At 38.5% G+C, this 22,956-nt stretch carries 20 protein-coding genes and 2 tRNA genes; 13 read left to right on the top strand and 9 right to left on the bottom strand.

Annotated features, from left to right (window positions below; genetic code table 11):
* Position 1 precedes the first annotated feature (1 nt).
* The 6 genes from pgl (at position 2) to PMAN_RS04870 (ending at position 7,694) form a co-directional block, all read left to right on the top strand.
* A complete protein-coding gene (gene pgl / locus PMAN_RS04845) occupies positions 2 to 712 on the top strand; it encodes a 6-phosphogluconolactonase (protein ID WP_010557557.1) in 711 nt (236 codons plus the stop codon).
* Between the two features lie 344 nt (positions 713 to 1,056).
* Positions 1,057 to 1,761, top strand: coding sequence for a SapC family protein (locus PMAN_RS04850; RefSeq protein ID WP_006792343.1), 705 nt, complete (start codon positions 1,057 to 1,059; stop codon positions 1,759 to 1,761).
* Between the two features lie 125 nt (positions 1,762 to 1,886).
* The gene (locus tag PMAN_RS04855; RefSeq protein WP_010557558.1) at positions 1,887 to 2,921 is read left to right on the top strand and encodes an isoaspartyl peptidase/L-asparaginase family protein; all 1,035 of its coding nucleotides are present in this window, start codon (positions 1,887 to 1,889) and stop codon (positions 2,919 to 2,921) included.
* A gap of 124 nt (positions 2,922 to 3,045) precedes the next feature.
* Entirely contained in the window at positions 3,046 to 6,933 is a 3,888-nt protein-coding gene (gene hrpA, locus PMAN_RS04860) for an ATP-dependent RNA helicase HrpA (protein WP_010557559.1), read from the top strand.
* A 75-nt stretch (positions 6,934 to 7,008) separates the two neighbouring features.
* Positions 7,009 to 7,389, top strand: a complete 381-nt coding sequence (locus tag PMAN_RS04865; RefSeq protein WP_008129771.1) for a response regulator transcription factor — start codon at positions 7,009 to 7,011, stop codon at positions 7,387 to 7,389.
* A gap of 8 nt (positions 7,390 to 7,397) precedes the next feature.
* On the top strand, positions 7,398 to 7,694 hold the full coding sequence (locus PMAN_RS04870) for a PilZ domain-containing protein (RefSeq protein WP_006792347.1): 297 nt from the start codon (positions 7,398 to 7,400) through the stop codon (positions 7,692 to 7,694).
* A 15-nt stretch (positions 7,695 to 7,709) separates the two neighbouring features.
* On the opposite strand, the gene PMAN_RS04875 is transcribed toward PMAN_RS04870, so the two are convergent.
* Complete coding sequence (locus tag PMAN_RS04875) at positions 7,710 to 8,900, bottom strand: class I SAM-dependent methyltransferase (RefSeq protein ID WP_010557560.1); 1,191 nt, start codon at positions 8,898 to 8,900, stop codon at positions 7,710 to 7,712.
* A 138-nt stretch (positions 8,901 to 9,038) separates the two neighbouring features.
* On the opposite strand from PMAN_RS04875, the gene PMAN_RS04880 reads away from it, so the two are divergent.
* Positions 9,039 to 9,695 (top strand): HD domain-containing protein, encoded by a 657-nt coding sequence (locus PMAN_RS04880; protein ID WP_010557561.1) that lies wholly within the window; start codon positions 9,039 to 9,041, stop codon positions 9,693 to 9,695.
* 1 nt (position 9,696) lies between these two features.
* Positions 9,697 to 10,137: a VOC family protein gene (locus PMAN_RS04885; protein ID WP_010557562.1), complete on the top strand. Its 441-nt coding sequence runs from the start codon at positions 9,697 to 9,699 to the stop codon at positions 10,135 to 10,137.
* Here the strand turns inward: PMAN_RS04885 and PMAN_RS04890 are convergent.
* Complete coding sequence (locus PMAN_RS04890; protein ID WP_010557563.1) at positions 10,134 to 11,126, bottom strand: response regulator; 993 nt, start codon at positions 11,124 to 11,126, stop codon at positions 10,134 to 10,136. The genes PMAN_RS04885 and PMAN_RS04890 overlap by 4 nt on opposite strands.
* Positions 11,127 to 11,134: 8 nt before the next feature.
* Positions 11,135 to 14,458 (bottom strand): MHYT domain-containing protein, encoded by a 3,324-nt coding sequence (locus tag PMAN_RS04895; RefSeq protein WP_010557564.1) that lies wholly within the window; start codon positions 14,456 to 14,458, stop codon positions 11,135 to 11,137.
* 277 nt (positions 14,459 to 14,735) lie between these two features.
* Between PMAN_RS04895 and PMAN_RS04900 the strand changes: the two genes are divergently transcribed.
* Complete coding sequence (locus PMAN_RS04900; protein ID WP_010557565.1) at positions 14,736 to 15,422, top strand: M48 family metallopeptidase; 687 nt, start codon at positions 14,736 to 14,738, stop codon at positions 15,420 to 15,422.
* Positions 15,423 to 15,996: 574 nt separating this feature from the next.
* On the opposite strand, the gene PMAN_RS04905 is transcribed toward PMAN_RS04900, so the two are convergent.
* Together PMAN_RS04905 and PMAN_RS04910 are read right to left on the bottom strand one after the other, a co-directional pair.
* Positions 15,997 to 16,081 (bottom strand) — tRNA-Tyr (locus tag PMAN_RS04905).
* Between the two features lie 49 nt (positions 16,082 to 16,130).
* Positions 16,131 to 16,215 (bottom strand) — tRNA-Tyr (locus tag PMAN_RS04910).
* 112 nt (positions 16,216 to 16,327) lie between these two features.
* Here PMAN_RS04910 and PMAN_RS04915 point away from each other — a divergent pair.
* Together PMAN_RS04915 and PMAN_RS04920 are read left to right on the top strand one after the other, a co-directional pair.
* Positions 16,328 to 16,855 carry a VC2046/SO_2500 family protein gene (locus tag PMAN_RS04915; protein ID WP_010557566.1) on the top strand — a complete coding sequence of 176 codons (528 nt, stop codon included), beginning with the start codon at positions 16,328 to 16,330 and terminating at the stop codon, positions 16,853 to 16,855.
* 195 nt (positions 16,856 to 17,050) lie between these two features.
* Positions 17,051 to 17,353 (top strand): DUF6172 family protein, encoded by a 303-nt coding sequence (locus tag PMAN_RS04920; protein ID WP_006792356.1) that lies wholly within the window; start codon positions 17,051 to 17,053, stop codon positions 17,351 to 17,353.
* Between the two features lie 308 nt (positions 17,354 to 17,661).
* Here the strand turns inward: PMAN_RS04920 and PMAN_RS04925 are convergent, their stop codons facing one another.
* From PMAN_RS04925 to PMAN_RS04935, 3 genes are all read right to left on the bottom strand, one after another.
* Positions 17,662 to 18,141: a YchJ family protein gene (locus tag PMAN_RS04925; RefSeq protein ID WP_010557567.1), complete on the bottom strand. Its 480-nt coding sequence runs from the start codon at positions 18,139 to 18,141 to the stop codon at positions 17,662 to 17,664.
* A gap of 29 nt (positions 18,142 to 18,170) precedes the next feature.
* Positions 18,171 to 18,614: a SulA-like leucine-rich domain-containing protein gene (locus PMAN_RS04930; RefSeq protein WP_006792358.1), complete on the bottom strand. Its 444-nt coding sequence runs from the start codon at positions 18,612 to 18,614 to the stop codon at positions 18,171 to 18,173.
* 288 nt (positions 18,615 to 18,902) lie between these two features.
* On the bottom strand, positions 18,903 to 19,358 hold the full coding sequence (locus PMAN_RS04935) for a tetratricopeptide repeat protein (protein ID WP_010557568.1): 456 nt from the start codon (positions 19,356 to 19,358) through the stop codon (positions 18,903 to 18,905).
* Between the two features lie 119 nt (positions 19,359 to 19,477).
* On the opposite strand from PMAN_RS04935, the gene PMAN_RS04940 reads away from it, so the two are divergent.
* Positions 19,478 to 20,770 carry an NCS2 family permease gene (locus PMAN_RS04940; RefSeq protein ID WP_010557569.1) on the top strand — a complete coding sequence of 431 codons (1,293 nt, stop codon included), beginning with the start codon at positions 19,478 to 19,480 and terminating at the stop codon, positions 20,768 to 20,770.
* Between the two features lie 149 nt (positions 20,771 to 20,919).
* Here the strand turns inward: PMAN_RS04940 and PMAN_RS04945 are convergent, their stop codons facing one another.
* Positions 20,920 to 21,678, bottom strand: a complete 759-nt coding sequence (locus tag PMAN_RS04945) for a hypothetical protein (protein ID WP_006792361.1) — start codon at positions 21,676 to 21,678, stop codon at positions 20,920 to 20,922.
* Between the two features lie 291 nt (positions 21,679 to 21,969).
* Between PMAN_RS04945 and cysB the strand changes: the two genes are divergently transcribed.
* The gene (gene cysB / locus PMAN_RS04950) at positions 21,970 to 22,947 is read left to right on the top strand and encodes an HTH-type transcriptional regulator CysB (RefSeq protein WP_006792362.1); all 978 of its coding nucleotides are present in this window, start codon (positions 21,970 to 21,972) and stop codon (positions 22,945 to 22,947) included.
* The last annotated feature ends 9 nt before the right edge of the window (positions 22,948 to 22,956 follow it).

The following is a 22,956-nucleotide window of genomic DNA, read 5'->3' on the forward strand; positions in this document are numbered from 1 at the left end:
TATGGCGACTTTAGTTGAAAAATTTTTTGATGATAAAGATGCTCTCACAAAAGAGTTATCGGCAACCTTAGAACAATCATTAATAGATGGTATTAAAGATGATGGCCGCGCGGTACTAATGGTATCAGGCGGGTCATCACCCGCTGCAGCATATAAGCATTTATCAACTCTTGATTTAGATTGGCAGAACGTTGATGTAGCCATGGTTGATGAGCGCTGGGTTGAGCCAAATCACGAGAAAAGTAATGAAGCTTTCATTAAAAGTACGTTGTTGCAAAATTTTGGCAATGCAGCCAACTTTATAACAATGAAAAACGATGCTTCTACTGCACAACAAGGTGCTGAAAAATGTGAAGCCGCGTATAGTGCACTCAAAGCGCCTTATGATGTAACTATTTTAGGTATGGGGCCTGATGGGCACACTGCGTCTTTGTTTCCACACGCAGATGGGTTAGAGCATGGTTTAACCACCACTCAAACGGTTTGTGCGATTAACGCAATACAAAGCGACGTGACGGGGAGTATTACCGAGCGTATGACGCTTACCTTGCATGCAATAGCAAATTCTAAAGTGGTAAAACTACTTATTAGCGGCGATGAAAAACTTGCTGTGTACAAGCAGGCTAAAGCCGGTGGTGATGTTAACGATATGCCTCTGCGTGCTGTGCTAAACCATCCTGATATAAATATTGAAGTTTATTGGGCTCCATAATTTAATCAAATTTGCAGTACTCACTCAATTTTATAAAGGCAGCTAAATTAGCTGCCTTTTTGTTTGTTTAAATATTCTCCAATATGAGTAAGTTTATAGGTGAAAATCTGTTAACTATTGTAAATGGGTTGCTTAGTCTTGTATGCTAAATAGCCGCGTAACGCTTTATTTTTAAGCGTATTTTAAAATTATTACGTGTATGTTTTTTGGCAACGTGCAGATTTATTTAAATTTTATTTTTAGATGGCTTATGTCATAAAACTTTCCCTTCCTTTTTCGCCTCAAAAGCATTAGCCTTAGTGCATTAACAATGAAACTTATAAAATTAAAAACGGAGCAGTAACATGGCGGAGCAACAAGTACAGCCTTTACACAATGAAAAACATGCCAACATTAAAATTCAAAACGGCATCAATGTAGAATTTATGAAAACTCAACATTTAGTGCCTGTAGTAGCACATGAGTTTGCGCGTGTAGCAAATGAGTTTCCTATGTCGTTTGTTAAAAATAACGAAGCAGGTACTTTCCAAGCAGTTGCAATGTTTGGCTTAGAGCCAGGCGAAAACTTATTTGTTGAAGGCGACAAATGGACAGCTTCTTTTGCACCAATGGCGTCTACACGTTACCCACTAGGTTTAGTTAAACACCCAGAGCAAGACCAATTTGGTATTGTTATTGATGAAGCAAGCCCACTTGTAAGCGAAACAGACGGTAATGCGTTATTTGAAAACGGTGAAGAAACAGATTACCTTAAACGTCGCAAAGAGTCGCTAGTGTCTTTCATTGAATTTTCTCAAGTAACAGATGCGTTCACTAAATTCCTTGCTGACAAAGAGCTACTGATAGCACAAACGTTAACAGTAGACATCAAGGGCGAGAAAAAAGACATCAACGGTATTTACCTTATCGACGAGAAAAAACTAAATGAGCTAAGCGATGCAGACTTCTTAGAGCTTCGTAAGCGCGGCTATTTAGCACCAATTTACTCTTTCTTAACGTCTACTCACCAAGTAGCACGTTTAGCGCGTTTAAAAGCTAAACAAGCTTAATTTAAACACGTTTACTATAAAAAGCGCCTCAAGGCGCTTTTTTTATACCTTTAAACTTACTTTAGTTGAAATTTACGTTTTAACCGTTCACATTGGTTTAAATACTGATTTGATAAAGGCCAGCCATGAAAAAAATAATCTTATTATCTATTTTAGCCAGTGCGTGCATAGGGTTTAGTCACAGTGCACTAAGTGAAGAATCTCCGCTTGCCATTGCCATTCATGGTGGCGCAGGAACAATAGATAAAGCAAAATTTTCCCCTGAGCAAGAAAAAGCCTACCGTGCTAAATTATCCGAAGCTGTTGAAGCAGGTTACAGCGTACTTGAAAAAGGCGGGGAAAGCTTAGATGCGGTGACTGCTGCAATTACAGTATTAGAACAGTCTGAGTTTTTTAATGCAGGGCGCGGTGCAGTATACACATACGACGGTGGGCATGAACTCGACGCATCAATTATGGACGGGCGTAACCGCCAAGCTGGGGCTGTTGCAGGTGTAAAACATGTAGAGAGCCCAATTAAACTTGCTCGTTTAGTTATGGATAACTCAGTGCACGTTATGCTCAGTGGGCAAGGTGCTGAGGAATTTGCAAAAGAGCAAGGTATTGAACTTATCGAAAATAACATATTTGATACTAAACATCGTTACGATGCTCTGCTTAAAGCAAAAGATAAGCTAGATAAAGCCAAAGCAACAACTAAGTCATATCAGGCTGCACACAATGCGCTACCAGATAACTTTAAAATGGGTACTGTTGGCGCTGTTGCCCTTGATAAAAATGGTAATTTAGCTGCAGGCACATCAACTGGTGGAATGACGGCAAAACGCTACGGCCGTGTTGGAGATGCTCCTGTTATAGGTGCTGGTACGTTTGCTGAGAATGAGTCATGTGCGGTATCAGCAACCGGCCATGGTGAATATTTTATTCGCTACAACGTGGCAAGTGATATTTGCGCTCGTGTTAAATACCAAGGCAGTACAATCTCCCAAGCCGGTGATGAAGTAATAAACAAGGTATTAAAGCCAATAGGTGGTACAGGCGGTGTTATTATTCTCGACACACAAGGCAATATTAGCTTACCGTTTAACACGTCGGGAATGTATCGCGCGAGTAAATCGAATACGCAAGCAACTTATGTAGGCATTTTTAAAGGCGAATAGGAATACAGACTGATACATGTGATTAAATGTCAAACAACTGAGTGTTTAATGATTTGTAGGATTAACCCCAGCCGTTAACTTTGATACAATTACGGCTCTTTTATATATTTTATAAGGTATGCGGGTGGTTAACCTAGGTCAGTTGTTTGGCGAGCTAAAAACGTGCTTAAAAAAAGATCAATTCATATTCAAAAAGCGCCTTCATGGTGTTAAAAAAATAGCCGACGAAACTAAACAAGCCAATGCGCTTGAAAAAATAGCCGCAGATATAACCCGCAGCCAACAATCAAAAGAAAAACGATTAGCTAACTTGCCACAGGTAACATACCCTGAGCAGCTGCCTGTAAGTCAAAAAAAACAAGCCATTAAAGACGCAATAGCAAATAACCAAGTTGTTATTATTGCCGGTGAAACGGGCTCGGGGAAAACGACGCAAATACCTAAAATGTGTCTAGAGCTTGGCCGCGGCGTTGATGGGTTTATTGGCCATACACAACCACGTAGGTTAGCCGCACGCACCGTTGCAAACCGTATTGCTGATGAGATGAAGTGTGAACTTGGCCAACAAGTGGGTTTTAAAATCCGCTTTAGCGATCAGGTTTCTAACAATACATACATTAAACTGATGACAGACGGTATTTTACTGGCCGAAATTCAGCAAGATCGCTTTTTAAATCAATACGACACCATAATTATTGATGAAGCCCACGAGCGTAGCTTAAACATTGACTTTATTTTAGGGTACTTAAAAAACTTACTGCCAAAGCGTCCAGATTTAAAAGTTATAATTACCTCAGCAACTATTGATCCTGAGCGTTTTTCTCAGCATTTTAACGATGCGCCAATTATTGAGGTATCAGGTCGTACTTTCCCTGTTGATGTTCGTTACAACCCAATTAGCGATATTAAAAAAGAGGGTATGGAAGCAGAAGGTGACCAGTTACAAGGCATTTTTGATGCCGTTGACGAGCTGTGTGCAGAAGGCCCTGGCGACATACTTATATTTTTAAATGGTGAACGTGAAATTCGTGACACTGCCGACGCGTTGAGTAAGCGAAATTTAAAACACACTGATGTACTCCCACTGTATTCGCGTTTATCAAATGCAGAGCAAAACCGAATATTTGCACCGCATTCGCGCCGCCATATTATTTTATCGACCAACGTGGCTGAAACGTCTTTGACCGTACCGGGTATTCGCTATGTTATAGACCCAGGTACTGCGCGCATAAGTCGCTACAGCTACCGTACAAAAGTACAGCGTTTACCAATTGAGCCTATTTCACAAGCAAGCGCTAATCAGCGTATGGGCCGTTGTGGGCGTGTTGAAGCGGGTATTTGTATTCGCTTGTATTCTGAGGATGACTTTTTATCTCGCCCCGAGTTTACTGATCCGGAAATTCTACGTACAAACTTAGCCTCTGTTATTTTACAAATGCTTGCTTTGGGCTTGGGTGATATGGCGCAATTTCCATTTGTGCAAGCGCCAGATAGCAGAAATATCAATGATGGTTTGACTCTGCTTGAGGAGCTACAAGCAGTAAAGTCAGCCAAACGAGATAATAAAACTGCGTTAACGCAATCTGGTAGGGAGCTGAGCCGATTACCCGTTGATCCGCGTTTGGCTAAAATGGTGTTAACAGCGCATAAGTTAGGTGCACTTCGTGAAGTTATTATCATTGTGGCTGCTTTATCTATTCAAGACCCACGTGAACGACCTCAGGAAAAACGCGCAGCAGCGAATGAAAAACACGGCCGCTTTGATGATCCTGATTCAGACTTTATTGCCTTTTTAAATTTGTGGAATTACTTAGAAGAGCAACAAAGCGAGCTGACAAACAGTCAGTTTAGAAAATTATGCCAAAAAGACTTCCTAGCCTATATGCGCTTGCGTGAATGGCAAGATATTGTATATCAAATAAGTACTGTGTGTAACGAAATGGGCATGAAGGCAACAAGTGATGTTGCTGATAGTGAAGCCGTACACAAAGCCTTACTAAGCGGTATGCTTAGCCATATTGGTTTTAAGGACGAAAAACAAGCTTACAAAGGTGCGCGTAATAGTCAGTTTCATATTTTTCCGGGGTCAGGTTTATTTAAAAAAGCGCCTAAATGGATTATGTCAGCAGAGCTTGTTGAAACGAGTAAATTGTATGCGCGCACTAATGCAAAAATCGATATCAGTTGGGTTGAACCTTTAGCCCAACATTTGGTAAAACGCAGCTACTCTGAGCCCCACTGGGAGAAAAAACCTGGAGCTGTTATTGCCTTTGAGCAACAAACTTTATATGGATTGTTAGTTGTTAATAAGCGCCGCTGTGTGTATAGCAATATAGACCCTAAAGTTAGTCGTGAGCTGTTTGTACGCACAGCACTGGTTGAACAAGAGCTTGGTTTAAACGAACGTTTTTTACAGTTTAACCGTGAGCTAATAGAAGACATACAAGTTCTTGAAAATAAGTCGCGCCGCCGTGATATTTTAGTTGATGAGCAAACCTTATTTGAGTTTTACGATAAAAAAATACCAAAAGAAATTAACAATCGAGCCGCTTTTTTAAAGTGGTATAAAACTCAAAAACAACAAAATAAACACTATCTACATATGACTCGCGATGAGTTAATGCGCCATGGTGCAAACAGTATTACAGAGTTTGATTACCCAGATACATGGCAGCAAGATAATTTAATATTACCGCTTACGTATCACTTTGATCCAGGTCAAGCGGTTGATGGTGTTGCGGTGCAAATACCCGTTGCCTTATTAAATCAAGTGCAAGAAACCGGCTTTGATTGGCATATCCCTGCGTTTAGGCACGAACTTGTTAGTGGCTTGATTAAATCGCTACCAAAATCACTTCGACGTAACTTTGTGCCCGCTCCTAATTATGCCGATGCTGTTATTGCGGCGGTAGAGCCGATGCAAGGCACGTTGCTTGACGCACTTACCACACGTTTGTTGAGAATGACCGGTGTGCGCGTTGACCCTGAAGCGTGGGATTTAACATCACTTGCTTCTCATTTACGCTTACATTTTGAAGTACGCGATGAGCACAATAAACTACTTGCTCGCGGTCTAGACCTTGCGAAGCTCAAAGCAGAGCTTCAAGGAGAGGTAACCGAAACACTTTCTAAAGTTGCGGATGACGGTATTGAAAAAGCAGACTTAACACAATGGAACTTTGGTGAACTGCCTAAGTCTTACGTTAAAAAGCAAGGCCAGTACGAAATAAAAGCGTATCCAGCGCTGGTGGATAAAAAATCAAGTGCTGCGATTGAGCTATTTGATAACGAAATAAAGGCACAGATTGCACACCAGCAAGGCCTTCGCCGATTGGTATTATTAAATGTGCCTTCACCTATTAAATATTTACAGCAAAATCTGCCTAATAAGGCTAAGTTGGGATTGTACTTTAATCCTTTTGGAAAAATAGCCGATTTAATTAATGATTGTATTGCCGCGGGTGTTGATAGCTTATTACTCAAATATGGCGATATTAGAACGAGCAGTGAGTTTGAAAGTGTAAAAGAAGAAATACGTGGCGAGCTAGGTGACGCTGTAGTCGATATAGCTATTCACGTTGAACAAGTTCTTAGCATTGCGCATGCGCTACATAAAAAAATGAAAGGGCGGGTTGATTTGACCATGATCACTGCGCATGGCGATATTAAGTCTCAGCTTGAGTCGTTAATTTTTAAAGGGTTTGTTAGTCAACATGGTGCGACTAAGCTGACTGATTTAATTCGTTATTTGAAAGCGATTCAAAAGCGATTAGAAAAGCTCCCTGTTGACCCAAACAGAGACAGAGTGTGTGTACTTGAGCTTGATAAAGTGGCAGCTGAGTATAAAAAGCTGACTAATAAAATACCCAAAGGTATGCCAATACCCAGCGAGATAGAAGCTATATTTTGGATGCAACAAGAGCTAAGAGTTTCATTATTTGCACAAACGCTAGGAACGCCTTACCCTATTTCGTCTAAACGAATTTTAAATGCTATAAAAGAAGTTGAATAATGCTTGCATTTATCAAGAAGGTTAGTACCTTAAAGGTAGGATTTATTTTTGTTTTGAGAAGGAAACGACATAAGCATGTCCTCGGTGATTGAACCTAAAACAAAACGACTATTAGTTGTAGATGATGAGTATTTTAATTACGAAATGCTTAAACCTGCACTAGAGTCTAAATTTGACGTTAGTTATGCTGACTCTGGTCAGAACTGTCTTGCGTCTGCAATTGCCAATCCTCCTGACATTATTTTACTCGATGTATGTATGCCAGGCCTTGATGGCTATGATACATGCAGAATGCTAAAACATACGCCAGAAACTAAAAACATTCCTGTGGTTATGGTGTCAGGCCTAGAGTCTGAGCTTGAGAAGAAAACAGGGTTTGACGCTGGTTGTGATGCTTATGTAGTCAAACCGTTTGCCATAAGTGCACTGTTAGAGCAAATAAACACAATAGTTTAGAGGGAATTATGTTCACAGAAGATAAACGAAACTATAGACGCATGCAGGTAAACGCTACTGCAATGCTTACAACTATTGAGCCGGTTGCCGGCTTAACTTACACTGCTGAATGTGTAGATTTAAGTGCAACGGGATTGTCGCTGCATTTAGATGATTTATTAGAACCAAATACACTTTTGTCTGTTGATATTGCATCAACCCATCCAAGTATTGCCCCTTTAAAAGCGACCGCTAAGGTAATACGTGCCAGCAAAGAAGATGATGGCACGATTACGGCAGGGCTTGAGATAATAGAGTTTAATTAACCAATTAAATGTTAATTAATAAACTTTACAGATAAGCCCCTTTAAGTAAAAGCCTTCAGGGTAGCTGCCCGCAATTGGGTGGTCAGCTGCTTGGTTTAAACGCTCCATTATTAACAAGTCTTTACCCGCGTCTAGTGCTGCGTCTGCTACTACTTTCTGAAATAAGTTTTGTTCCATTAAGCCCGAGCAAGAGAATGTTAATAGTGTGCCGCCTGGCTTTAATATTTGCATAGCTATCATATTGATATCTTTATAGCCCCTGCATGCACCTGTTAGCTGCGCCTTGTTGTCGGCAAATTTAGGTGGGTCCATAACAATGGTGTCGAACTGTTTACCTTCGTCTCTGTACTGGCGTAAAAGTTTAAAAACATCTTGCTTAACAAAATCGACTTTATTTAAATCTAAATTATTATGCTCAACATTACGTTTAGCGGTATCGAGTGCTGGTTGTGATACGTCAACGTTGGTAACATGTGTACAGCCACCACGCAGCGCATAAAGTGAGAATGTCCCTGTGTAGCTAAAGCAGTTAAGAACAGTTTTATCTTTTGAAAAACGCTCAAGTGCTGCACGGCTATCGCGTTGATCTAGGTAAAACCCGGTTTTATGACCTTCTAAAATATCTACCTCAAGCTTTAAACCATTTTCTTCAATAAGCACTGGCTGCGTTGGCTCCGAGCCCCAGAGTATCCCTTTAATTGGCTCTAACCCTTCTTTTGTACGCACGTCTACGTCTGAACGCTCATAAATACTGCTGCCTGGAAATATAGCCATTAGTGCGCCTACAATTTCACCTTTGTGGCGCTCTGCACCTGCGCTTAGTAGTTGGCATACAAGTACATTATCAAACTTATCGATTGTAACACCCGGTAAGTAATCAGACTCTGCGGCACATAATCGGTAACCAGTTAATCCGCCTTCTTCAATTACTTGGCTACGAGCTTCAAGTGCTCGGCGTAAGCGTCTCTCAAAAAAGTGTTGATCTATAATTTCTTTTTCGTCAAAGCTCCAAACACGCGCTCGGATCTGAGAATGCGGGCTATAGGCTGCTGTTGCTAAATATTTACCTTCACTGTCGTGAATAGTTACCGTATCGCCCAGTCCCGGTTTACCTTTGATCTTTTTAATGGCTTTAGAAAATAACCATGGGTGTTTTCTTTTTAATGATTTATCGCGACCAGCTTGGAGATAAACGGCAGATGACATAAGGCTTCTCGGTTGTATTAAATAAGCGCTGTATTTTAGTCAAGGCAGGGGCAACATACAATGAATGTTTTGCATGAAGCCTATAAAGCGCGGTAAAGTATGACTAATTCAATATGTTAATAAATTTTGGAAACTCCCTTGGCAGAAACCACGTTATCTCCCGCATTACAAATACTCTCTGGGCAATGTCGTGACTTTATTACATCGCTTAAGCATGCTGATGTTGCTCACGATATTACCCATATAGAACGTGTGGTTAGGGTGGCAATACAACTTTGTGAAGCTGAAAATGCCAATATGGCGATAGTTTTACCTGCAGCATGGTTACACGACTGTGTCGCAGTGGCTAAAAATCACCCTGACAGAGCCAAAGCATCGACTATGGCAGCCGTTAAGGCGATTGGGTTTTTAAAAGGCTTAGGTTATGACGCAAACTTGTTTGATGAAATTCATCATGCAATAGCGGCACATAGCTTTAGTGCTAACATTAAAATTAAAACGCTTGAGGCGCAAATAGTACAAGATGCAGATAGAATGGATGCTCTTGGTGCCATTGGTGTTAGCCGTTGCATGAAAGTAGGGGGCTCTATAGGGCGTTTACTTTACAGCCCTGACGATCCTTTTTGTACAACTAGAGAGCCAGACGATAAAAAATTTACTTTAGATCATTTTTTTATAAAACTTTTAAATATTGCTAAGAGTATGAACACACCATCAGCTAAAGCTGAAGCACAAAGACGCACCCACTATATGCATGCGTTTTTAGAGCAGTTAAAATCAGAGATTGGTGAATAATATGAGCAACAAAACCATGCCTTTGTTATCGGGGATTGATCACTGCCACATAAACGTAAATAACCTTTCGAATGCAGTGGCTTGGTATGAAAAAGTACTTGGCTTTAAAGTAGTTGAGGAGCTTGCGTTTTGGGACGAGACAGGCAAAGGTCCTTTAACACTCCAAGATCAAAATACCACAACACGCTTAGCATTGTTTGAAGGTCAAGTTCGCAGCAAAGGAATTGCGTTTGGTGCTACTGGAGAACAATTTATAGCGTGGCTCGCGCACTTCAAATCAATGGACATAAAAACAGTATTAGCCGACCACGGTGTTACGTTCTCAATATATTTTAAAGATGAAAGCGGCAATAGCCATGAAATAACATCTCATGATTATGAACATATCAAGATGTTTTATCCATCTGTTGAGCAGGGCTCGCACAGTGCTAAAAAGAGTTAACGCTCTTGGTTGCTTTGCTTGATATTGAGTATTTCGTCTAGTTTATTAACTAATAAATCAATAATAGCTGGGTCAAAGTGGCTACCTGCTTGTTCTTTCATATGAGCAACTGCTTTTTCTACACTCCACGCGTCTTTATATGGGCGTTTAGATGTGAGTGCATCAAATACATCTGCAACAGCAACAATTCTACCTTCGATTGAAATTTCATCGCCTTTTAAACCGTAAGGGTAACCTGTTCCATCCCACTTTTCGTGATGCTCTATTGCTAATGTGTGCGCGAGTTGAAGCAGTGGAGATGATGAATTAGCTAAAATTTTTGCGCCAATTAAGGCATGCTCTTTCATGTGTTCAAATTCTTGCTCTGATAACTTTCCGGGCTTTAATAAAATTGCATCGGGAATACCTATTTTTCCAACATCATGCATAGGCGCTGCCTGATGCAGAAGCTCTGCTTGATTTTCTGACATGCCAATACCTAGCGCAAGAACTTTACTGTACTGGCTCATACGAACTATGTGCTCACCCGTATCGGTATCTTTATACTCTGCGGCACGCCCCAAGCGCTGAACTAAATCTATATGTGCTTGCTTTAATTGCTCTGCTTGTACCAAAGAAAGGTGTGTTTTAACACGCGCTCTTACAATAGCAGGGCTTATTGGCTTGGTTATGTAGTCGACCGCACCTAATTCAAACCCTTTATACTCATCGCTCTCGTCACCAAGGGCTGTGACAAAAATAATGGGGATGTGTGCGGTTTTTGGATTACGTTTAACGTATTCACATACTTCAAACCCATTCATATGTGGCATCATTATGTCGAGTAAAATGAGTTTGGGTAATTCTTTTTCAAGCAATGTTAAGGCTGCTTCTCCCGATTTTGCAAAGGACAGACGGTACTGATTGCCCAGTATTTCTCGCATAACCTTAAGGTTCGCAGGCTCATCATCAACAATTAAAATCCGAGGCCTGTGTGTAGCAAAAATCATTTATATACTCATATATCGTTTAGTTTGTTTATCAATGTGTCTAATTTGAGAATCGCATTTTCAAAATCAAATTCATCAAATGCATCAGCTATTGCGGCAATGTCATCTGAAAAGGGTTCACCTGAAAACGTTTGCAGGTTCGTCAATGCATTATCGTTTAATTCAGCGTTTTGTGCTGAGTCATAAAGTGCTTCACACAGCTGTGTTAATTCATCAATTGACACTACATTGTTTTTACTTTCAGGTTTATCAGTTTGATCACATTCTTTTGTCGTTAACAATTGTGAAATAACAGCCAGTTCAGCTTTTATTGATTGTAAAATATTATCAACGTCCTCGCCTTGTTTAATAGCTTGCTCTAGATTGGATAAAAGTCTCATTAGTGCAATAAGACCAAGGTTTCCAGCAATCCCTTTTAAAGTGTGTATTAAACTATAGCTATTTTGAGTGTTTAGCTGAGGCTCGTTTATAAGTGTGTCGAAGCGTTTGTCATTGTCTTTAATAAATTTAGTGATTTCAGTCAGCTGTTTACACTTCGATCCCCATAACGCTAATCCTTTTTTAAAATCGATGTGTTTTGCATTTGGATCTGTTTGTGCTATTTCGATTTCTTTCGAAACACCTAAACCAAGTACTTGTGCAATTTCTTGATTTAATTGATTAATGTCAATTGGCTTGTTTGCAAACCCATTCATGCCTGCTTTTTTAGCTAATAGTTTATCTTGCTGTAAAACGCTGGCGGTTAAAGCAATAATAGGAATATTTTTTAACTGTTGTTGTTTTTCTATCTCGCGTATTTTTATCGAAGCTTCAATACCGTCACATTCTGGCATGTGAATATCCATTAAAATGACATCAAAATCGTGTTGTTTGAAGGTGTCAATTGCCTCAAGACCATTACTCGCTTTTGTAACCGCATGGTGATCCCTGGAAAGTAATAACGAGAGAAGCTCAGTATTTTGTTCTATGTCGTCAACGACCAAAATTCTTAGGGCAGGTAACTGTGTATGAAGGCCATCAAAATAGTCAATTTTTTCTTCATCACCCACTTTAAGAGGAAGCGAAAAATAAAAGCAGGTGCCTTTATTTATTTCACTGACTAAATTTATAGTTCCCCCCATCAGCTCAACAAGTTGTTTGCTGATAGTTGTTCCAAGCCCTGTACCACCAAAGCGGCGGGTAGTCGTTCCGTCAGCTTGGACAAAAGGTTGAAAAATAGCGCTCACTCTATCCTTTTCAATCCCAATGCCGGTGTCTTGTACTTCAAAAAATAAATGCCCATTTTGTGTGGTGCTTACGGTAATGGTCACAGAGCCATGCTCTGTAAACTTAATAGCATTGCCAATAAGGTTAGTTAAAATCTGTCTTAACCTGTCTGGATCACCGTAATAGGTATTTTGCACTGATTCTTTAATAGTAAGATGAAGTAAAAGATCTTTCTTTTTTGCTTCTAACCAAAACGTTGAAATGATGCTGTCTATAACGGGTTTGAGGCTAAAGTGAACTGCTTCAATGGTCAACTTACCACGTTCTAATTTAGCTGAATCGAGTACCTCGTTAAGCAAGCGAAGAAGCGAACGGGCTGCGTTATTAACGGTAACAAGGTGCTTTTGCTGCTCATTATTGAGTGGTGTATCCATGAGCAGGTCGCTAAAGCCGATAATAGAGTTCATAGGGGTGCGTATTTCGTGGCTCATATTAGCCATAAACGACTGTTTTGCTTGTGCGGCTTCTTCAGCGATGAGTTTCGCTTTTTCGAGCTTCTCTTCGTACTCTTTACGCTCGGTGATATCAACAAACACGCCATCTATCCACTGAGCTTCGTCTTTATTATTAAAGTAAAAACTACCTTGGTCTAATAACCATAAAACTTTACCATTTCTATGACGAATTCTATATTCGATAGAATATTGGCGCTTTTCTTTAACTGCAGTAGTTACTGCATCTTTTACTGCCTGTTGGTCAGTTTTTAAAATAAGGTCGTTAAACTCTAAGCAATGCTCGGTAAATTCATTTGATTGATAACCTGTTAACTCTAAAATACTTGGACTTATGAATAACATACTCCAATTATCATCTAGCCTACATCTAAATACAGCACCCGGCATATTATTTATTAAAGAACGGTATTTTTGCTCTTTTTCAACAAGGCTACGTTGTAATTCACGTTGTTCGGTTAAATCAGTGATATAGCCAACATATAATGGAGTTTGTCCTGGCTGGTTAACTTCGCCAATGCCTATTCTAATAGGAAAAAGATGGCCTTCTTTGTGTTTTGCAAAAATTTCACGGTTTACACCGAGCACCTTGTTTGAGTTAACATCTTTTGCATTAGAGAGGTATTCATCGTGATGCTTAGCGAGCTTTTCATCCATTAACATTTTTATATTTTTGTTTTTTACTTCATGTTCTTGCCAGCCAAAAATATGTGTGGCTGAGGCATTAAAACTTAAAATATGCCCTCTGTGATCAATCGTTACTATGGCATCGATGGCTGTTTCGAGTATGGCATTCAGACGAGACTCATCGGCAGACTTTTCTTCTAGCAACATTTTATAACGAACCATTCCGTTAATAACCGCCACGACGCTTGTAATAGCAACCGTTGCTGTAGCAACAGCAATTGCGACAAATGTAAGACCGGCGGATGCGTTAACATCATCGAATAGCAGTGGCGAAGTTGCAACAAAACGGGTTGCTGCCATGCCCATATAGTGCATTCCTGCAACAGCAAGGCCCAAAATAATTGCGCTTATGGTGCGGCTTTGTAGAGGCGTTAATTTAGGGAAAAATTTATCTAAGTTAAATCGACTATAAAGAGCAATAAAAGAAAGTGCTATTGCGACAAATATTGATAAAACAAACATAAGTGGGTCGTAGCGTAATAAAGGAGCCAACTCCATAGCGGCCATGCCGCTATAATGCATTGTGCCAATGCCTGCGCCTAATAATACAGAACATAAACCAAGTATTTTGAAGCTCGCTTTATTGTTAATTAAAATAGCAATTGCAAATAGGCAAGCAAAAAAAGCAGGAAGAAAAGACAATATAGTTATTGTTGGGTCGTATTTAATATTTGTGCAGAGCGAGAAGGCCAGCATACCGATAAAGTGCATACTCCAAATCCCGGCTGAAAATATAGCAGCGGCAGTAAATTTTGCTAGGCGTTCATAATTATGAAATTTTGTTTCTTTGGCTAAATCAATCAATCGGGTTGTAAAAAAAGAAGCGAATATTGCTATTAAAACAGATATAGATACTAAAAGAGGGTCGTAAACGCCGTTAACTACTAGGCTAGGGTCGTGGTCTGTAATAAAAAATGCAGATAGCATATTGGCTCAAAAATTAGTCTTTAGGTAGCCAGTTTAATATATTCATCATATAAATAAATACTTAATTAACTAGAGCGGTATAAAAAATGAGTTTGTTTCAATTTTTTAACGTATAGTTTTCAAGTTATTATTTTTTATATTTATTTTATGCAAACTGATAGAAAAATATTTTGCTATCATATGAATAACACAGATGATAACCAACATGGGGTTACATCAAATTAGCATATAAATTTTTGTAGTGAATACTTAAAATTAGGTTAATGAGAAAAAAGTAGTGTTTGATTACCAGCTAAAAAAAAGTAAACGAAGAAAAACAGTCGCTATAAAGGTACATGATCAAGGTGTTACTGTATATGCTCCCCATTTTGTTGCCCAAAAACAAATCGATAGTTGGTTACTTGAAAAGCAACCCTGGATTGAAGCACAATTAAAAAAGCAGCTTAATGCAGTCGATACTAAGCAGTATCCCCTTATCCATAATAAAATTAAGATGTTTTCTGAGTGGGTTAAATTAAGTTTTTTAGAAAGTTCATTATCTGATATTCAAGAACACAATAATGTTTTGTTGGTAACACACTCTACTAGAGTAAAAAATCACAACGGTAAATACGAAAGTTTGATTAAACAGTATTTAGAAGAGAAGTTGGCGGCGTATATTGAAATGCGTATTAGCTATTATTGCAAAATAATGAAAGAAGAATTGCCTCAAAAGTTAAGTATTGCGATATATAAACGCCGTTGGGGGAGTTGCAACAGCAGGCGAGAGCTAACTTTTAACTTGCACTTAATCGGGGCTCCTCACGCCGTGATTGATTATGTAATAGTGCATGAACTTGCTCATTTGCAGCATTTAAACCACAGTAAGCACTTTTGGGCTAGAGTAGAGGCATTCTTTCCTGATCATAAAATTGCATCAGATTGGCTAAAAGCAAACGGAACAAGTTTACAGTGGGTGTTTTAAGCTAATTTGAATATAGGAATATAGGAATATAGGAATATAGGAATATAGGAATATAGGAATATAGGAATATAGGAATATAGGAATATAGGAATATAGGAATATAGGAATATAGGAATATAGGAATATAGGAATATAGGAATATAGGAATATAGGAATATAGGAATATAGGAATATAGGAATATAGGAATATAGGAATATAGGAATATAGGAATATAGGAATATAGGAATATAGGAATATAGGAATATAGGAATATAGGAATATAGGAATATAGGAATATAGGAATATAGGAATATAGGAATATAGGAATATAGGAATATAGGAATATAGGAATATAGGAATATAGGAATATAGGAATATAGGAATATAGGAATATAGGAATATAGGAATATAGGAATATAGGAATATAGGAATATAGGAATATAGGAATATAGGAATATAGGAATATAGGAATATAGGAATATAGGAATATAGGAATATAGGAATATAGGAATATAGGAATATAGGAATATAGGAATATAGGAATATAGGAATATAGGAATATAGGAATATAGGAATATAGGAATATAGAAGAAGTGGTGGAGGGAGCTGGATTCGAACCAGCGAAGGCTGAGCCGTCAGATTTACAGTCTGATCCCTTTGGCCGCTCGGGAACCCCTCCACACTATTTTTGTTACATTTGGCCCCACTTAACTTAGCGGTAAGAAAAGTGGTGGAGGGAGCTGGATTCGAACCAGCGAAGGCTGAGCCGTCAGATTTACAGTCTGATCCCTTTGGCCGCTCGGGAACCCCTCCAATGCAACGGCGCTGATAATAGCAAAATGTGCCTTTAAGTAAAGAAAAAAGCTAAAGAAAATTTAAATAAAGCCGATAAATATTCATTACTCATTCCAATCGGCTAAAGTCTATGCAAATCGATGATTTGTTAATCACAGAGCAGCAATTAAGTACTCGGTTAAACCAAAGTGTACATGCAGACCGCCGTGGTGAATTTTCATTGCTGTTGGCAATGCTTTCACAAGATGCTTTAGATTTTAGTCAATTTCATTTACCTAAAACTGAAATTGAAGAAAACACAACTCAAGAAGCGCAGTTAAGAGAGCAATTAGGAGCAGGACCAAAGCAGCCATTAGCACCCAGTGAATTTAATATGCTAATTGGGCAGTTTAATGCACAGCGTTTGTCTTTGGTTGGTGAGAATAAAGGCATGGCCGATATAAAGCTAAATCAGTGTTTAAACCCTGAGCCCTTTTCGATTAGAGATGATGTAAACCACATACCCCTACCCATTATAGATAATTGTGAACTTGCTGTGCGAAGACGTTTACAAAAAGACGAAATAGAAATAGATAATCCAAAAATGGATGTCGCAGGCTTTTATGACGTTCTAACAGACGTAAATCAGCGTGAACCATTACATTTGACGATGGCATAATTTATGATTTCATCAAATAGTGTCTAGTTACACTACCCATCACTGATTAAATTTTACGACTGCACCAAATCCGAATTGACTAAAAATTGATTTAATGTAAAAAAAGCATCCAAAAATTAAATGCAATTGCTATAATGGCTACAAATGGTATGACATGAATGCCGTTATCATTAAACCAAGGTAATTAGGAACGTAATGAAGAAAACATTCACGCTAAATCACGAGAAAATCAAATACCCTCGTATGGTTGATGCTGCAAAGCATGAAGTGAAAAAATATTTGAAAAGAGAGCGCAACAAAACTCTACCAGAAGATGCAGATTACTGGGCATTTGACTGTAAGTTTGGTAAAACGGTTGAAGATGCGCAAGTGGTTCATGTAGCTGAAATCAGCAACTGTATTAGCGATATTGAAAAGCAAGAATTGATGTCTTTTTACTTAGAAATATTGGCAAAACCTGCACAGCGTCAACAGCTAGACCTTGATAACGACGAGTAATATTTGTGCATATCAAATTATTTAAATGGGCCATTGGCCCATTTTTTATGCCTATAGATTACCTTCAAGCTTTTTTCTTTTGAGCTAGTTCAAAGTGTTTTTCATCGTTTTAGGGCTTTAACTGTTAAATTGTTATTAATGCTACCTTTTCCCTCAATATTAACCACTTCATTAATAGAGTTAGTACTAAATCTAAAAGGTTATAAAGGGAGTTGTGTTTAATAAATTTACGAAGCCATGCATTAAATGTGAGTATTTAATTAGCAACGGAGTGAAGTAAATAATGTACTTCACTTAAAAAGAGGGGATTACGCGCTATGGCATTTTTTGTATTTTTTTGCGCTGCCACAAGGGCAATCATCATTCCTGCCAACTTTCATATCAGCGACCGGAAATATAATACCATCGAGATATCGCCACTGGTGTTGCTCTTTTATAAATTGAGAGCGCTCATGTAACACACAATATAGGTTTTGATAAAAATAGGTAGCTTTAAACTCAACGACCCCTTTATTTTCATCGCTGTTTGTTTCAATAACAGATAAGCTTACAAATCGACAACTGGTCGCAAATTCTTTAATTTCATTTACAGGGTTTTCAGCTTGCTTTTCACTTGCATATGTTTGGTATACGTATTTAGCATTTTTTTGTACGTAAGCTGTATACCTAGAGCGCATTAACTGCTCGGGTGTTTCTGCTTGTTTATCACCTAATAGCAGTGGTTCACAGCAATCTTCGTAATTTTTTTGGTTTCCACAAAAGCAAGTGTTGTTATTTAAATAATTCATAATTGTTACATAAGATTTAAAACATCATTTTAGCAAGCTTGCTGTATGTAAGGTATATCAAGTACGTCAGAATTTTTAGTAAAACAGTATAACTTTGTTTTTGTGTTACTTAAGTTAAGCGATAAGTTGCTCAATAACTGATTGTTTAACATATCAGTCCATGTAATGACCGCTGCAAAGTTACCATTATGCAGTGCGCTACGCAGTACATATTCTAAATTTACTAAATGTTTTTGCCTAATGACTAATAGTTTACTTGTGTCTATTGAACATGAATCAAGCAAAGCTTTACTAGGAACATGGTCTGGTGCGATTAATAAAGTCCAAGCATTTAAACTATTATACTGGTGTAGCACCTTTAACAGCTCAAACGTTGCCGATATATCATCTTCAATTTGAATCACGTTAACACAATCAGATAGTTCGTCTTGCTGATAGCTTTTTACTGTTCTTACGGTTATAGGCTGTAACATATCATCTCGCTCACTGGGTTTATATACAGTACATGTATACAGTAGTTTATACAGTGTTATGGCGCAAGTGTTTTTTTGCTATTTTTTTATACAAATTTATATTCTATTTTTAAGGATATGTATTTTAATATTTATGTTGTTGATATTTATCGCTTTTATTTAAATTGGAATGTTAGTGGGTGAGTGTTTTTTATACAGGTTAAAAAGGTTTGCTTACGTTTTTTATAAATTTAAATTATAGCTCTGTACTGTATACAGTACTTTTACGAGCTAAGTTTCGGACTTTTTCTAAGGAGCAGGGGGAATTAAATGGGCATATTGTAATTGATGAATTTGTTCATATAAACTGGCCGCATAACATTGTGCATCCTTAAAACGCTTTGTTTCTATATATTTTCTCAAATCAGCAAGCGCAGCTGTAGCTGGCTCATGACCCTGGCTACTCGATAAGCTAAGCCAAGCGACTCCATGAAATACACTTTGTGGAACACCTTGGCCTTTTACAAAAAATAAGCCTAAATAAAATTGCCCTCGATGATCACCAGACATTGCCGATAAACGCATCCACTTTGCAGCTAAAGCAGGCTGGTTATTTTTTAAATAATATAGCGCCTTATTAAGCGTACTTTGTTGAGAGCTATCATTTTCAGGCGACGAATTAGTATCGCCTGGCTGTGTCACAAAAGACAAAATGTTGTCTAATTGTTGTTCTAAATCATAACCTGTTGGTGTGGTTTTTATCATATGCTGTCATTCGGTATAGTTAACTACTTCAATAGTTTAGTATATCGCAAGGTAAAATGTCCTGAAAAATATACTTTTTATGATAAAATCTCGCTACTTTTTATTGTCTTAAGTTCATTATGTTAGAAGCTTTATTTAAAATTAACGAAAATGGGTCCACGGTTCGTCGAGAATGCATCGCCGGAATGACTACTTTTATCACAATGGTTTACATTGTATTCGTGAACCCTGCGATGTTAGCAGAAGCGGGAATGGATCAAGGTGCTGCTTTTGTTGCTACTTGTATTGCTGCTGCAATAGGTTGTTTTATTATGGGGTTATGGGCCAATTACCCATTAGCTTTAGCACCTGGCATGGGGTTAAACGCCTTTTTTACGTATGGCGTTGTATTAGGTATGGGATACACCTGGGAAGCTGCGTTGGGCGCAGTATTTATGTCGGGTTGTATATTTTTATTATTAAGTTTATTTAAGGTTAGAGAATGGATAATAAATGCCATTCCATTAGTGTTAAAACGGGCTATTGCGACAGGCATTGGCGCGTTTTTAGCCTTAATAGCACTTAAAAATGCAGGTATTATTGTGGCAAGCCCCGCTACATTTGTGCAGCTGGGTGACATAACATCTGCGGGACCGTTACTGGCTATATTTAGCTTTTTTATTATTGCGGCATTGTTATATCGTGATTTTAAAAGTGGAGTGTTGATCAGTATTTTATCGGTTACAGCTATTTCACTTGGTTTAGGTTTAGTTGAATACCAAGGAATTATTGCTGCACCGCCTTCAATTTTACCTACTTTTATGCAGTTGGATTTTGCTGCTGCTTTAGAACTTTCAATGCTTAGTGTTATTTTTGCATTTTTGTTTGTCGATTTGTTTGACACGTCAGGTACTCTTGTAGCCGTAACGCAAAAGGCTGGTCTTGCAGATGAAAAAGGAAACATGCCACGCTTAGGACGTGCACTCAGTGCCGATAGCTCAGCTACCATTGCAGGTGCAATGTTAGGTACCTCAACAACCACATCATATATAGAGTCAGTGGCGGGTGTATCTGTTGGTGGGCGTACAGGTTTAACTGCAGTGGTAGTTGGTTGCTGCTTTTTGCTAATGATGTTCTTTGCACCGTTAGCTAATATGGTACCAGCTTATGCAACAGCGGGCGCAATCTTATATGTTGCTGTACTTATGTTACAAAACCTAAAGTTTGTGGACTGGGACGATATGACTGACGCTATTCCAGTAGCCGTTGTGCTGTTAATGACGCCGCTTACGTTTTCAATTGCGCATGGTATTGCGCTTGGTTTTATTTCATATACGGCGGTTAAGTTGCTTTGTGGTAAACGCAGTGAAATAACAATTAGTGTATGGATATTAACAGTGTTATTTATTGTTAAATTCGCGTTTTTATCATAAATAACAAAGTTTTGTTTTGATATATAACTACCAGCGACGTTATGTGATTTATCCCTGTTGGGGAAGCTAAACTCTCGGTTATAAAATTTAATGCTAAAAAAGCCCATGCACAGTATGGGCTTTTTTTATTATTCAGTGGAAAGCTGCTGTTACCATTTCTTTTTTGGAGCAAACAGCACATCTAAATCGTCTTGTTCTTGCTCGTTTTTCTTTTTTAGGGCGCTTGCGTTAGATGCTTTTAGCTCGACGCTAATTTCCTCTAAGTAACGTTCCACTTCTTGACGTTTAGCATTTACATATTCGTCTGAATAAGGCACTGCACTAAGCGTTGCGTAGGCTTTTTCAAAATATTGTCTAGCAGAGCCAACCATACTCGCAGAACGTGCCGAAATACCGCGTTTAATTTGGCTTTCTATATTTATTTTAAGCTGCAATTTCTCAAGTAGTTTGTCTTCGCCTGTAAATACCTGGCTATTAACACGGCCCTTAGTGTGTTCAGAACGTAGGATCACACGTAATTTTTTAATCCCTTGAATTAGCGCAACAAGCTGTTTGTCGTTACTTGGTAATGCTAATGACTCACTACTGGTTCCTTGCACCGGGTTAGAGAGATGCTGTTTCATTTCTTCTAAACGGCTCTTTAGTGCTTTTGAGGTTGGCGAATGCGTAACCATTGTTTTGAGTGCTTCGGCAATTCGGCTTTGTAGAACCCTAATAACGTTTTCAGATAGCGGAATATTAGCCTGGTTCATTAATGCTTCTTCAGTTTCTTCAATGATCGCCTTTTGTTTTGTGAGTTCTTTTCGGCGCTCATTTTCTTGTTTTTCTTTGTGTTGCTGAACAGCACTTACCCAAAGTGCAATCACAACCAAAGCAACTATAAGGACAATTATAATAGACACGATCATGGTGTAATTCTCGGATTCATAACCTAATTTTTTAATATTACATTAAATATAAGCCATCGGGGTAGTTTTGCGCGAATTAACTTCAAATTAGGTAAATTAACTGTCGTTAAATATAAGGACTATGAGATTAATTCGTCTAATCTTGGCTACCTCAAGTATATTTATTATGCTAGCCTTGAGCACCACTTCGATAAATGCACGCTATAAGCTTAATCAACGCTACCAGTAAAACTGATCTAGCTTTATAGAATTGCCTTTATTTATAATAAATTACAACGTAAAAATGCAACCATGAAATTACAACAACTCAGATACATAGTAGAAGTACAAAATCATAAATTAAATGTTTCAGCAACGGCTGAGAGTTTATTTACCTCACAGCCTGGTATTTCTAAACAAGTACGTATGTTAGAAGATGAGTTAGGTGTTCAAATTTTTGGGCGAAGTGGCAAGCATTTAACGCATGTAACTAGTGCCGGTGAAGATATTATAAATATCTCGCGTGAGATACTTTCAAAGGTAGAAGGTATAAAAGCAGTAGCTAACGAGCACACATTACCAGACCAAGGTAAGCTCAATATAGCAACAACGCACACTCAAGCACGTTATGCTTTACCTAGTGTGATTCAGGGGTTTATGAAAAAATACCCTGCAGTATCATTGCATATGCACCAAGGTACACCGCAACAAATATCTGATGCCGCAGCAAGGGGCGATGCCGATTTTGCCATTGCAACTGAAGCGCTTCATTTATACTCTGATTTAGTTATGTTGCCTTGTTATCATTGGAATCGCAGTATTGTTGTTGCAAAGGATCATCCACTTGCTAAAAAAGCCAATAGTTTAACGGTAGCAGATATTGCCGAATACCCGCTAATTACTTATGTATTTGGTTTTACGGGTCGCTCTGAATTAGACAAAGCATTTAGCGCCCATGGGTTAGAGCCGCATATTGTATTTACGGCGACTGATGCCGATGTAATTAAAACCTATGTTCGTTTAGGGCTTGGTGTAGGGGTAGTGGCTTCAATGGCGATTGATGAAATCACTGATACTGATTTAGTCTGCATTGATGCAAGTCACTTATTTGAAGCTAGCACAACAAAAATTGGCTTTAGAAAAGGCAGCTTTTTACGTACTTATATGTATGACTTTATAGAACGATTTGCGCCGCATTTAACAAAAGAGCGTGTGGAGCGCGCGAGTTTATTACGTAATCAAGATGATGTAGACAAGTTATTTGAAGATATAGAGTTACCTGTAAAGTAGCACTGGGTC

Origin of the sequence: Pseudoalteromonas marina (assembly GCF_000238335.3) — a bacterium.
Taxonomy (GTDB): domain Bacteria; phylum Pseudomonadota; class Gammaproteobacteria; order Enterobacterales; family Alteromonadaceae; genus Pseudoalteromonas; species Pseudoalteromonas marina.